The 12,762-nt window shown below is 62.7% G+C and carries 14 protein-coding genes; 1 reads left to right on the top strand and 13 read right to left on the bottom strand.

Annotated elements, in window-relative coordinates:
- Positions 1 to 15: 15 nt before the first annotated feature.
- The 4 genes from HV822_RS16420 to HV822_RS16405 form a co-directional block, all read right to left on the bottom strand.
- A complete protein-coding gene (locus HV822_RS16420) occupies positions 16 to 474 on the bottom strand; it encodes a DUF3429 domain-containing protein (RefSeq protein ID WP_083729439.1) in 459 nt (152 codons plus the stop codon).
- 70 nt (positions 475 to 544) lie between these two features.
- A complete protein-coding gene (locus tag HV822_RS16415; protein ID WP_238871328.1) occupies positions 545 to 2,557 on the bottom strand; it encodes a transglutaminase TgpA family protein in 2,013 nt (670 codons plus the stop codon).
- The gene (locus HV822_RS16410) at positions 2,554 to 3,516 is read right to left on the bottom strand and encodes a DUF58 domain-containing protein (protein ID WP_396265172.1); all 963 of its coding nucleotides are present in this window, start codon (positions 3,514 to 3,516) and stop codon (positions 2,554 to 2,556) included. Before HV822_RS16410 ends, HV822_RS16415 begins: the two co-directional genes overlap by 4 nt.
- Positions 3,517 to 3,524: 8 nt before the next feature.
- Positions 3,525 to 4,442, bottom strand: a complete 918-nt coding sequence (locus HV822_RS16405) for an AAA family ATPase (RefSeq protein ID WP_238871324.1) — start codon at positions 4,440 to 4,442, stop codon at positions 3,525 to 3,527.
- Between the two features lie 119 nt (positions 4,443 to 4,561).
- On the opposite strand from HV822_RS16405, the gene HV822_RS16400 reads away from it, so the two are divergent.
- Positions 4,562 to 5,464, top strand: a complete 903-nt coding sequence (locus tag HV822_RS16400; RefSeq protein WP_238871322.1) for an alpha/beta hydrolase — start codon at positions 4,562 to 4,564, stop codon at positions 5,462 to 5,464.
- Here the strand turns inward: HV822_RS16400 and HV822_RS16395 are convergent.
- The 9 genes from HV822_RS16395 to HV822_RS16355 form a co-directional block, all read right to left on the bottom strand.
- Positions 5,404 to 6,756, bottom strand: a complete 1,353-nt coding sequence (locus HV822_RS16395; RefSeq protein WP_238871320.1) for a TAXI family TRAP transporter solute-binding subunit — start codon at positions 6,754 to 6,756, stop codon at positions 5,404 to 5,406. The two genes, HV822_RS16400 and HV822_RS16395, sit on opposite strands and share 61 nt — an antisense overlap.
- 63 nt (positions 6,757 to 6,819) lie before the next feature.
- Positions 6,820 to 7,293 (bottom strand): CreA family protein, encoded by a 474-nt coding sequence (locus tag HV822_RS16390; RefSeq protein ID WP_238871318.1) that lies wholly within the window; start codon positions 7,291 to 7,293, stop codon positions 6,820 to 6,822.
- 166 nt (positions 7,294 to 7,459) lie between these two features.
- A complete protein-coding gene (ureG, locus tag HV822_RS16385) occupies positions 7,460 to 8,098 on the bottom strand; it encodes an urease accessory protein UreG (protein WP_118129559.1) in 639 nt (212 codons plus the stop codon).
- A 13-nt stretch (positions 8,099 to 8,111) separates the two neighbouring features.
- A complete protein-coding gene (locus tag HV822_RS16380; protein WP_238871317.1) occupies positions 8,112 to 8,801 on the bottom strand; it encodes an urease accessory protein UreF in 690 nt (229 codons plus the stop codon).
- Positions 8,794 to 9,279 carry an urease accessory protein UreE gene (ureE, locus tag HV822_RS16375; protein WP_238871316.1) on the bottom strand — a complete coding sequence of 162 codons (486 nt, stop codon included), beginning with the start codon at positions 9,277 to 9,279 and terminating at the stop codon, positions 8,794 to 8,796. The genes HV822_RS16380 and ureE overlap by 8 nt, the downstream gene beginning before the upstream one ends.
- Positions 9,280 to 9,289: 10 nt before the next feature.
- Positions 9,290 to 10,990 (bottom strand): urease subunit alpha, encoded by a 1,701-nt coding sequence (ureC, locus tag HV822_RS16370; RefSeq protein WP_238871314.1) that lies wholly within the window; start codon positions 10,988 to 10,990, stop codon positions 9,290 to 9,292.
- A 26-nt stretch (positions 10,991 to 11,016) separates the two neighbouring features.
- Positions 11,017 to 11,322 (bottom strand): urease subunit beta, encoded by a 306-nt coding sequence (locus tag HV822_RS16365; protein ID WP_238871312.1) that lies wholly within the window; start codon positions 11,320 to 11,322, stop codon positions 11,017 to 11,019.
- Positions 11,323 to 11,331: 9 nt separating this feature from the next.
- The gene (gene ureA, locus HV822_RS16360) at positions 11,332 to 11,634 is read right to left on the bottom strand and encodes an urease subunit gamma (protein ID WP_083725878.1); all 303 of its coding nucleotides are present in this window, start codon (positions 11,632 to 11,634) and stop codon (positions 11,332 to 11,334) included.
- Positions 11,635 to 11,649: 15 nt separating this feature from the next.
- Entirely contained in the window at positions 11,650 to 12,507 is an 858-nt protein-coding gene (locus HV822_RS16355; protein WP_238871310.1) for an urease accessory protein UreD, read from the bottom strand.
- Positions 12,508 to 12,762: the final 255 nt, after the last annotated feature.

Genomic DNA, 12,762 nt, shown 5'->3' with positions numbered 1-12,762 from the left:
GCAATTGGCGCTTGGCTATTGCCAGGTAGCGAACCAGGCAATCAGCAACGAACACACCGCCGTGATGCTCAGCGGCCTGCGCAGGGCCGGGTACCAGACGGGGGCGACGCCGTGATCAACGGCCCAGAGATCGGCAAAATACAGGGCGGCAAAGGCTAAGAGAATAACCGGCAAGCCCAAGTCGTTAGGTAGCGCCAGGGCAAACCAGCCCAGCAGCGGCGGGATAACCGAAAGCCCCAGTTGCACCGGCGCCTTGTCACTGTTCTCTTCCGCGCGCATCGCCAGGCCCCAGTGGATTGCACCGAGAAACGCGAGCGTAATTGCCGCGTAACTGAGCAACTCCTCCAGTACCCGCTCGCGCCAGGCCTCGGGCGTCACCCACAGCCCCAATGCCCCGGAGACAAAAGGCACAAGGCCCGCCAAGCCCAGCGCAAAAGCGAGTTTGGGGGGCTGTGTCGCATTGAATGGATGCATGCAAACTCCGCTGCAAAGTTGTCCCGAGGTGAGTCTGATTATAGGGCGCTGCTGCGGCCAGGCAACAGCGCTAATCTAGGGCCTGGCTAGGCGCAGGTGGGCGTCGCCTGGGCAAGGATCGCAGCAGCGTCTGCAGCGAGGGCTGCAGTTGAGCCTGCGCCTCACCCGGCTGACGCTGCGCATAGCTCTGCTCTATAAAACGATCAAAAAACCCGTCGATGGCCGCGCGCTGCTGCGGCAACGCCTGTCGCAGACGCGCCTGCCAATCCCGCGGCCCCTCACCGGCGCGTACGCCAAGACCCAGTTTGCCCAGGCGCTGATCCAACCGTTGCCAGGCCAGTTGCGCAGGCGAACCGGACAGGCGCCGAGGCCGCAGCCAGATCAGTGCCTGCACCACCATGACCAGACCAACCAACGACAGCACCACTACACCGATACGCCGCCAGTCAGCGGTGCCCAGCCAACGCTTAAACAGCGCCAGCTGCTCTTCGGACTGAAAGTTGAGCACCCGCAGCTGCCACTGGTAGTTGATGTCGTCCCACGTCAGACGCAGATTATTGACCCAGCTGATATCGCGATAGCGCGAGCCGGCCAAAGGCGCGTCAGCCAGAAAGCTGCCCTCCTCGCGCATGGCCTCTTCAAGCCCCCGTTCGATACGGCTTGGGGCCACCTGAAAGGTCGGATCAAAGGACTGCCAGCCCTGCCCCGGCAGCCACGCCTCAATCCAGGCGTGGGCATCAAACTGATGGACCAGCAGATAACCACCGCGGGGGTTCAGCTCGCCGCCCTGATAGCCGGTCACCACCCGGGCGGGAATGCCGGCGGCGCGGAGCACAAAGGTCATGGCGCCGGCATAGTGCTCGCAAAAGCCGCGCCGGGTATCAAACAGAAACTCGTCATTGCTGTGCCTGCCCAGGGTGGGCGGACGCAGAGTGTAATGGTACGGCTGCTGGTTGAAATGCCGCAGCAATGCATTCACCAGTTCGGCGTCGGAGGAGTAGCGTTGGCGCAGCTCCTCGGCCCAGGCGCGGCTACGCGGGTCACTGTCCTCTGGCAGTTGCAACAGGCGCTGACGCTCGTCGTCCGGCAGGCCGTCACGCTGACGCTGGACGTGCTCATAGGCGGTAGCCGTATAGCCGAAGGTGCTGCTCAGCGGGCGCTTGGCACGCAGGGTATCGTCACCCATTGCGCGTAGTTCAGGACTATCCGAGACACTCCCGGGCAGGCTGTAAAGCCAGTTGCGGCCTGTAGGCTGTGCGACAACCTGGTACTCCAGCGCAGCGCCACTGCGCTCCACAGCCTGCGGCTGGCGCCCCTCCAGCAGACGGTCCTGCGACCACACCCGGCCATCAAAGCGGCTAAGGGTCATAGCGCGCCAGTAGAGCCTGCTGGGCGGCGGGATATCCCCCTCAAAGCTCGCCCGAAACGCCAGTTCAGGAGACTGCGCCAAATTGGCGATATCCGCCGGCGCCATGGTGTCAGACAGCCCGGTGCGACTCTCGGCGCTGGGCAGGTTGATCGTCCACAGCGGCGCCAGCCGGGGAAAGAACAGAAACATCAGCAACATCAACGGCAGCGCCTGCAGCAACATGGCTGCCGCGCTGCGCAACGCGCGCCAAGGGTCATTGCGCGCAGGGCTTTGCTGCAGGCCGATCAGCGCCGCAACCAGCACCACGGCACCCACGCACTGATAGAGCGTCAGGGGAATACCCTGATCAAATAGAAAGGCCGTAGCCAGGATAAAGAAGCCCAGGTAGATAACCACCAACGCATCACGCGGGTTACGCATCTCCAACAGCTTGAGCATGAACAGCAACAACAGCAGCATCACGGTGGCGTCGAGGCCGATCAGCGTGCCCTGGGTAACGAACACCGCAACCCCTGTCAGCAGCAGCCCACCGGCCCGCAGAATGCGCCCAGGATACCCCCAGCGCATGCGCTGAATCTGCACGCGCCAGGCCGCACAACCAAGCCAGAGCACGGCTACCCACCAGGGCAGGCGCGGCAAATGCGGCAGCAGCACCACCACTTGGGCACCCAGCAGCCAGGCCAACGCATTACGCGGAATCAGTGCCGTACTCACGCTCGCGCCTCCAGCCCATAGAGTGCCAGCGCCCGCAGGCAGACCTCGCGATGGCGATCGCCCTGTGCCGGCTCAATACGTACACCCGGTAGGCTCAGGCCGTAAGGACGCTGTTCACGCTCCATCTCCAGCACCCAGCCGGTCAGCATGCCCAGGCACTCTTCCAGGTCGCGCCCGGCAGCGGCGGCCAAGTCGAGCCACAGGCTTTGCTGCTGTGGCTCGGCAAATACCTTGCTATGCAGCCCCTGGCCGCGAGACCAGGCGCGCCAATCGAGGCGTCTGCGCGAATCACCGGGGCGGTAGGCACGCAGCCCCTGAAAGTCGGCCACCCCTTCCTGCTGTGCATGGGGCTGGTCACCCTCCTCGCCATCGGGCGCTGCGCCTACCGGGAGCGGGGCACTGACCGGTTTGGGGTACACCAGTACCTGCCAATCCAGATCAACCAAACTCCAGGCAACAAACCAGCCAAGCGGGTAACGGGTTTCGATGCGCAAACGCTCCAGCACCAGCCAACCGCGGCGCTCGGTGGGGTGAAACAGCGTCAGCGCCTGCTCGTCACCCGCAGGGACGTCTACCGACACGGCGTCCAGCCCGGGCCAACGCAATTTAAGAGCCTGGTGCTCGCGGCGCTCTGAGCGCAGTGTCAGCCCCAGCGGCACCTGCTCACCGGCAAACACGGCGCGCCCGCCGGTGGCTCGCAGCTGCACGGCAGCCAGATTGCGATAGGTGTGATGCAGGGCGACCCAAAACAGGCTGAGCAAGGTGAAGGTGAGCCCGTAAACCAGACTGTTCTGGTAGTTAATGGCGCCGATCAGCATGATCAGCAGTAACAGCAAAAAGGCCATGCCAGCGCGACTCGGCAAGATAAATATCCGCCGATGGTCCAGCCGCAGAGAGCGAGCTGGCGGGATCCTGCGACGCAGCCAGCCCTGGTGCCAGCGCCGTGCCCTGGCGCGGATAGCGGCAGTCACACCGGCGAGACCTCGTTAAGCAGCCAGCGCGCCAGGCTGTCACCGCCATGCCCGGTCGGGTCGTTGGTTGCCCGCAAGCGGTGGCTGACAACCGCGGGCAGCACCGCCTGCACGTCTTCAGGAATCACGTAATGGCGTTGTTCCAGCAAGGCCCAGGCCCGCGCAGCCGCCAGCAAGCCCAGGCTGGCGCGTGGAGACAAGCCCCAGGCGCAGCTGTCGCTGTTACGGGTGTGGTTGACCAGGCGCAGAATGTAATCGACCAACGCCTCGCTGGCGGTCACCTGCGGCACCTGCGCCTGCAGCGCACGCAACTGCTCATGCCCCAATATCGGCTCAACCGCGTCCAGGCGAGTACGGCGCTCGGCTCCCATCAGCAGATTCTTTTCAGCAGCCTCGCTCGGATAGCCAAGCGACAGACGCATGAGAAAGCGGTCGAGCTGGGATTCAGGCAGCGCAAAGGTGCCGGACTGCGATACCGGGTTCTGCGTGGCGATCACAAAGAAGGGATCGGGTAGTTGACGGGTTGCCCCATCCACCGTTACCTGCCCTTCTTCCATCGCCTCCAGCAGTGCGCTCTGGCTTTTGGGTGTGGCGCGGTTGATCTCGTCAGCGAGAATCAACTCGGCAAAGATGGGCCCCGGATGAAAGACAAACTGGGCGCTGTTGCGATCAAACACCGAGGTGCCCAAGATATCGCCGGGCAGTAGATCGCTGGTGAACTGAATACGCTGGTAGCTCATGCCCAGCACCCGGGCTAGCGCTTGCGACAGCGTGGTCTTGCCCATGCCCGGCAAATCCTCAATCAGCAAGTGCCCCTTGGCCAGAATGCATGCCAGTGCCAGCTTGATCGAATGGGACTTGCCCAGCAGTACCTTGTCTATCGCGTCCTGCGCCGCGCTTAACGCATCCTTCATGCTCACCTCTTCTCCGGGCTACCATGCCATGGTAGGTGCAAGCGCTGCTGCGCGAAAGACAAACGCAATAGCTTGTAACAGCCTATACGCTGCTCATCATGCGAATTTGAGGGGGTTCCATGCGGTTACTGCGCACTCTGTCGGTGCTGCTCACGATGTTGCTGGGCGGCTGCTCAGCCCTGGCACCGGTCAACTGGCTGGTGCCGAGCAGCGGCTACGACACCCTTGCAGGCCTCAGCTATGGTGAGCTGCCGCGCCAGCGACTGGACGTTTACCTGCCAGTAAAGTTGAAACCGGACGCCCCCGTAGTGGTGTTCTCTTACGGCGGCAGTTGGCGCAACGGCGAGCGCGCTGACTATCGGTTTGTCGGGCAGGCGCTGGCCAGTCGCGGCATGATCGCCGTGATCCCCGACTACCGGCTCTACCCCGAGGTGCGTTACCCCGAGTTTCTGCGCGATAGCGCCAAGGCGCTGGCCTGGACGCAGGCACACCGAGGCGAATGGCGCAGCCCGAACGGCCCGCTGTTTGTCATGGGCCACAGCGCCGGCGCCTACAACGCGGCCATGCTCGCGCTGGATGATCGCTGGCTGGCGCAGGAGAACCTCTCGCCCGACATACTCAGCGGTTGGATCGGCCTGGCGGGCCCCTATGACTTTCTGCCGATCATCAACCCGGACGTGCAGCCGGTTTTCTATCACCCGCAAACGCCGGTCGACTCACAGCCGCTGGTCCACGCGAGCGCAAAGAGTCCGCCCGCACTGCTGCTGGCCGGCGCAGACGACGACCTGGTTGACCCGCAGCGCAATACCGAGCAGTTGACCCGGGCGCTGCAAGCGCAGGACGTCAGCGTCCAGAGTGAGGTGTTGGCAGATATCGGCCACATCAAGATCCTGCTCACCCTGGCCTCTCCCTTTCAGCACTGGGCGCCGGTGATCGAGCAGGTTACCTGCTTTGTCAGCGCTCAGGCCGGCGAAGGTTTCTCGCCGCCCTCTTCCTCAGCCTGCAGCGTCTCCAGCCGGTAAATCATGTAGCGCACGTGCAAGTGCAGGCTGTAGAGCTCGTGGGCATAGGAGAGCGGAACATCAACGTGATTCAGCTCCGACTCCAGTGCTTTCAGCCCCTGAATCTGCTCGGCGTATTGCTGCTTGATCTTGCCGCTGTAGATCAGCTTGTCGATGCGCCGCAGGTGCTCGTACCAGCGGTACACCCGAGCACGCACGCGCCAGCGATACAGTGGGCCCATGGTCTTGAGTAGCGGAAACATGATGGCGATAAAGGGAATGATCAGCACCACGTAGCGATCAATCGCCGAGGCCACCTGAAACGGCAGGTAGCGCTGTAAAAAAGGCATACCCTGGCGGTGGTAGTAGTCCGCCTCCTTGCTCAACTCAAGCCCCATGGGCTCACCGGCCGGAAAGCGCCCCGGCTTGTCGAGCAGGTTGCCCTCGCGCAGCACCTTGCGCGCAGCTTCCAGCACCACGGCCGTCAGTGCCGGATGAAAGTCCTGATTACCTACCAACATAGCGACCGGCGACAGCAGCTTGGTATCCTGCGGCGGCATGCTGGCCGTAATATTCAACAGCCCTCTGGGCAGCTCCAGCGCTTCCAGAAAGTGAAGCCGTGCGGCATAGGCATCGGCTTGAGCCAGATTGACCAGCGACACCTCCGGGTTAGCCGCCAGGCGGGTGACCAGCCGGTTGTCAGCTGGCAACACCAAGAACGCTGCGTCCAGCTCACCAGCCAGCAGCGCATCGGCGGCTGCGGCACTGCCCATCTTGCGCCACAGGCCGTTGTTCAACAGCTCCAACCGCGCACCATCCTGACGCTGCTCAAACAACCCCTTTAATACCGCCCAGGTGCCACTGCCTTCACTGCCCACCGCCACACGCTTGTCCTGCAGATCTGACAGCTGGGTGATGTTCACGTCTTGACGCTGAAACAACCACAGCGGTTCGTGGTAGAGCGCTGCCAATCCCATCAGCTGACTGCGCTGCGCAGGTGCCAGCAGCTGTTCGGTACCGCTCTGGATCAGCCCAAGCTGCACCTCGCCGCTACCGTCGGTGAGACGTTGCAGGTTATCCAGCGAGCCACGGCTGGGGCGCAGCTGCAACTCCAGATTCTGCTTGGCCAGCTCCTGCTGCATGGCCAGTCCAAACTGATGGTAGCTACCGCTTTCGCTGCCGGTGGTCATGACAAGCACCTTGGGCGGCGCCGGATCAAGAAAGCGAAATAACAACCACACCAGCAGCAGCGCCAGCGGGACGATCCACAGGTTGGTACGTACAAAGAGTCCTATCTGCTTCAGATTTTGCATCCTGCTACTCCAGCAACGAATCGTCCTGACAGTCTAATCAGTGCCCGCAGCAAACGCATCGCGCTAGTCAGCCAGCGGCTGCCCAGCCTGATAGGCAGCAGTGCCCCACAAAGGCACCGTGGACAGGCTGTGTTTGAAGCTGCCGGTGGTTTCCTTGGTGGAGTAAGACAAATACATCAGCGTCTGGTGCTGCGGATCGTAGATACGCCGCACCTTCATGGTCTTGAAGAACACACTCTTGGACTGCCTGAAGACAATCTCACCCGAATCGCTTTTATCAATCTGCGCGATCATCTGCGGCGTTATCTCGCCGGTCTGACGGCAGGAAATAGCGCTGTCGCTGGGGTCTGAAAAGCTGAGGTTGGCTTCGATTGAAGCGATATGACAAGTCACACCAGGCACCTCTGGGTCGACCAGCGAGTGCAGTTTTATGTCCTTGAGGGTAAATACCCCGAGCGATACATCCCCTACTTCGTTGTTATCCGAGCAGCCTGCCAGCAGGCCGAGCATGGCTGTCAGTACCAGTACTTTTTTCATGTCTACTCCGTTTCGCCATCCACACTGCATTCAGCCGTTAGTGTACGCGGCGCCTACAGGCCGAGAGAAACGCGTTTCCGGAAAACGCGGATGAGTCCGCGCATAAAAAAGCGCTGATCCCCCAAAGCCCTTGGCATCTGGAGCTGATCAGCGCTTTAACAAAACCTTACTGACCGACGGCTGCGCTCGGCGGGGCCTTCAGCATGCCTTGGGCAGCGATAAATTCGATGATCTGCTCTACGCCCTGACCGCTTTTGAGGTTGGAGAATACGAACGGACGCTCGCCGCGCATCTTCTTGGCGTCGCGGTCCATCACGTCCAGATCGGCACCAACCAGCGGGGCCAGATCGGTCTTGTTGATGATCAGCAGGTCAGAACGGGTGATACCCGGGCCGCCCTTGCGCGGAATCTTGTCACCGGCGGAAACGTCGATCACGTAGAGGGTCAGGTCAGACAGCTCCGGGCTGAAGGTCGCGGCCAGGTTGTCGCCGCCGCTTTCTACCAGCACCAGTTCCATGTCCGGGAAGCGCTCCTGCAGCTCGGCAACCGCCGCCAGGTTCATGGAGGCGTCTTCACGAATCGCGGTGTGCGGGCAGCCGCCGGTTTCTACACCGAGGATGCGATCTTCCGGCAGCGCCTGGTGGCGTAGCAGAAAGTCGGCGTCTTCACGGGTGTAGATGTCGTTGGTGATCACGCCCAGGTTGTAGTGCGGATACAGGCGCTCGCAGAGGGTGCGAACCAGCGCGGTCTTGCCGGACCCGACCGGTCCGCCGATGCCTACCCGCAGTGCAGGTCTGGAAGTCATGTGTCAGTGCTCCTTATGATCGAAACAATCGGGTGTATTGATGTTCATGGCGGGCGCTGGCAAAGGCCAGGCCCGGTAACCCTGCGCCGAGATCATCGGCGGACAGTGTGGCGGCGGTATCCACCACCGCAGGCAAATCGGGCAGCATGCGATCCAGCAACCGCTGGGCGTCGGTCTGCCCGAGCGGAATCAGCTTGGTAGCGGCGCCGGTCTGGTTTTCCAGCCAGCTCCAGAGCGCACCCAGCGCCAAGGCGCGGGCGCCGGTCTGCCAGTACTGCCCGGCCATCGCCAGTGCGGTCATCAGCGCAATCGGCTCGCCCTGCGGCCATTCCAGCGCCGCCGGCACGGACAGTGACTTGAGCAGGCGCAGCAGCGCCCCGCCCTGCTGGCTGTCTTCAAGGTACAGCTCTGCCGTTTCCCGGTTGGCCAGCAGCCAGTCATTCCAGGAAAACAGCGCGCCCTCATCGCCCCGCTCCAGCGCATCGTACTGGCGCAGCAGCAACGGAATATCCAGCTTCGCCAGCGAGTGACCCAGCAAGCCGTCCAGCCAGTGGGCGGCGCTGTCGATGTCGCTCACCCAGTTCTGCTCGATGGCGTACTCCAACCCTTGCGAGTAGGCGTAGGCACCAATCGGCAGCGCCGGACTGGCCAACTGCAGCACGCGCAGCAGGGCCAGATCGGCGACCGGGCTCAGCTCAGTCATGTGCGTGCCCTGCCAGGCGCAGCAGCGGCGCGGCAGGCGTCGCGACGCTGTGACTGTGGTTGTGATAGGCGCCCTTCTCCGGATTGAACGGCGCGGTGATCTGCTCGACCTCCAGCCCGAAGCCGACCAGCATGGCGTCCAGCACATGATCGCACTGGTAGCGCAGCTCGGTCGCATGCACCTCCAGCGCTACGTGGCGGTTGCCCATGTGGTAGGCCGCGCGGGCCAGTTTCAGGGTGTCGTCACAGACCACGCGCGACAGCGTCTCTGGCGCGGCCGCAATCATCAGTACGCTGCCATCCAGGCACTGCAAGCGATCGCCCTGCGCCAGCACGCGGCCACGGGGCAGAAACAGACCAACTTCATCACCGGCGACCGTCTCGGCGCGCAGGCGGCTGCGGGTGCGCAGCTCGTAGGTCAGCTCCAGTACGTGGTCATGGGGGCCGGACTCTTCCAGCCAGGCATGACATTCCAGCATCGTGCTCTCCTTAAAACAGGTAGTAACGCTGCGCCAATGGCAGCTCGTCAGCCGGCTCGCAAAGCAGCTCAACACCGTCGGCCTTGACCACATAGGTCTGCGGATCGACGCTGATGTCCGGCTGATAATCGTTCAGTTTCATGTCGGCCTTGCTGATAGTGCGGGTATTGCGCACGGCCTCAAGACGACGCTTGAGGCCCAGCTTGTCCGCCACGCCAGCATCAATCGCCGCCTGCGAGACGAAGGTCAGGCAGGTGGTGTCCATGCCCCGGCCGAAGGCGCCGAACATCGGCCGGTAGTGCACCGGCTGCGGCGTCGGGATGGAAGCATTCGGGTCACCCATGGGCGCAGCCGCAATGGCCCCGCCCTTGAGAATCAGGCTTGGCTTGGTACCGAAGAAGGCAGGCTTCCACAGCACCAGATCCGCCAGCTTGCCGACTTCAATCGAGCCGACGACATGACCAAAGCCCATGGTGATGGCCGGGTTGATGGTGTACTTGGCGATGTAGCGTTTGACCCGCGCGTTGTCGGACCAGTCGTCGTCGCCTTCCAGCGGGCCACGCTGCACTTTCATCTTGTGCGCGGTTTGCCAGGTACGGGTAATCACCTCACCGACGCGACCCATGGCCTGCGAGTCGGAGGAGATCATGCAGAAGGCACCCAGGTCATGCAGGATGTCTTCGGCGGCGATGGTCTCGCGGCGAATGCGCGAGTCGGCAAAAGCCACGTCTTCGGCGATGGCCGGATCGAGGTGGTGGCAGACCATCAGCATGTCGAGGTGCTCATCGACGGTGTTGATGGTGTACGGCCGCGTCGGGTTGGTCGAGGACGGCAGCACGTTGGATTCACCGCAGGCTTTGATGATGTCCGGTGCGTGACCGCCACCAGCACCTTCGGTGTGGTAGGTGTGAATCACCCGGCCGTTGATTGCCGCCAGGGTGTCTTCCACAAAACCAGATTCGTTCAGGGTGTCGGTGTGGATCGCCACCTGCACGTCGAAGGCATCGGCCACGCTCAGGCAGCAGTCGATGGCCGCCGGGGTGGTGCCCCAGTCTTCGTGCAGTTTCATGCCCATGGCACCGGCCTGAATCTGCTCTTCCAGCGGGTCCGGCAGACTGGCGTTGCCCTTGCCGAGAAAGCCCAGATTCATCGGAAAGCACTCGGCCGACTGCAGCATCTTGCCGATGTGCCAGGCGCCCGGTGTGCAGGTGGTGGCGTTGGTGCCGGTGGCTGGGCCAGTGCCGCCACCGATCATGGTGGTGACGCCCGACATCAGCGCCTCATCGATCTGCTGCGGGCAGATAAAGTGAATGTGCGCGTCGATACCGCCGGCGGTAAGGATCATGCCCTCACCGGCAATCACCTCGGTGCTCGGCCCGACGATGATATCGATACCGGGCTGAATGTCCGGGTTGCCCGCCTTGCCGATAGCCTGGATGTTGCCTTCCTTGATCGCCACATCGGCCTTGATGATGCCCCACCAATCCACAATCAAGGCATTGGTAATGACGGTATCCGGCGTCTCGGCGCGGGTACGCTGGCTTTGCCCCATGCCATCACGAATGACCTTGCCGCCACCGAATTTCACTTCTTCGCCGTAGCGGGTCAGATCCTTCTCGACGCTGATCCACAGCTCGGTATCACCGAGGCGGACCCGGTCTCCGGTGGTCGGGCCAAACATTTCCGCATAGGCCTGTCTGCTGATTTCCATCTTATGCTCCTGTCACTAACCCGGTTTCAGAGACTGCCCATGACGTCGCCACGGAAGCCGTAGACCTTGCGCTCACCTGCCAGCGCCACCAGTTCCACCTCGCGGCTCTGGCCCGGCTCGAAACGCACGGCGGTGCCAGCGGCGATGTTGAGACGAAAGCCACGCGCCGTATCACGATCAAACTGCAGCGCCGGGTTGGTCTCGGCAAAGTGGTAGTGGGAGCCGACCTGCACCGGGCGGTCGCCGGTATTGGCAACGCTGATCACCAAGGTCTCGCGGCCTTCGTTCAGTTGCAGCACGCCGGGGCGGGTCTGCACTTCTCCTGGAATCATGCTGGGCTCCTACGGAATCGGGTTATGAACGGTGACCAGCTTGGTGCCGTCCGGGAAAGTGGCTTCGATCTGCACCTCGGCCAGCAGCTCCGGCACACCGGGCATCACCTGCTCGCGGGTCAGCAGCGTGCGACCATAGCTCATCATGTCGGCAACACTGCGGCCGTCGCGCGCGCCCTCCATGATGGCGGCGCTGATATAGGCCATCGACTCGGGGTAGTTCAGCTTCACACCACGGGCCAGCCGGCGCTCGGCCAGCAGCGCGGCAGTGAACAGCAGCAGCTTGTCTTTCTCGCGGGGGGTCAGCTCCATGAAGAGGGCTCCATCTCAAGTGTTCCAGATGCGTGGTGCACAGGGTTCACGGCCGTTGATCAACGGTCGCAGCTGCCGCCACAAACGAATAAAGGTGTTGCGGGCGTGCTCGGCATGCAGCCCAAGATAGCGACCGATCAGCAGCCCATTGCGCTGGGTCAGCGCCAGCTCGGGGCAATCGGTCAGGCTCTCGCGCAGGTCATCCATCTGCTGACGGTCCAGTTGCACGGTCGCCAGCCAGGTGCCACTGACGCCGCAGCCGCCGAGGCCCCAGCGTGCTTCGAGCAAGGGATCACCACCGACGAACTGGTTGCGTTCGATGTAGATCGGACGGCCATCGCGCCAGACATCCAGCCGCTGGTCTACCTGACCATAGCTGAAGCCCTCACCCGCCGCGGGGCGGCCAAGGCAGAGCAAATCCCAGGCAACACAGCGGGCATCTGCGGCCAGATCAATGCGGGTGATCATGCGGGCATTGCAGCCCTCGAAGGCGATGCTGTCCTGCGGGAGATATTCGAGGCAGCTGCCTTGCGCCAGCGAAAAGCGGTTGTGCTGCACCTGCAGCGTGCCGTTGTCGCGAGCGCGGTAGAACTTGCCGGACGACGGCGTGGTCAGTACCGCGCAGGCGTCCTGCTGCATGTCAGCCTGCAGGCGCAGGTTGTCACCGCTGACCAGGCCACCCGGCGGATGCAGGATGTACAGATGCGGGCAATCGACCCCTTCCGGGGTGAAGGGACGCTGCACGCGTAGCGGGCCGCGGTGACTGGTGTGAGCAAGCTGAGTGCGTGCGCCGGTGCGTACAAAACCGAGCCGCAGCCCGGCCTGCCAGTTCAGTGCGCTGTCGTGCTGCTCAAGGTGCCAGGCGTGTGTCATGCGTACTCGTCTTCCTGCAAAAATCCCGAAATACAGAGCAAGTGCCATGCCATACAAGCGCGCCCTGATTTCGCGGGATGCACAGGCCTGGCGCACTGCGACGTGCACCAACTTGACTCACTGACCACCTGGACAGCTTTTTCGTGCACCACAATTGCGCATAATTGGATACACTCACCATCTTGTAACCCCGCCCCGATCTGGTAGGGTCGACAAGTCGGCGTTCTGCCGATGTATTCCCACTGTCTCTTTATA

This window comes from Halopseudomonas maritima (assembly GCF_021545785.1).
Lineage (GTDB): Bacteria > Pseudomonadota > Gammaproteobacteria > Pseudomonadales > Pseudomonadaceae > Halopseudomonas > Halopseudomonas maritima.
This window is presented reverse-complemented; position numbering and strand designations above follow the sequence as displayed.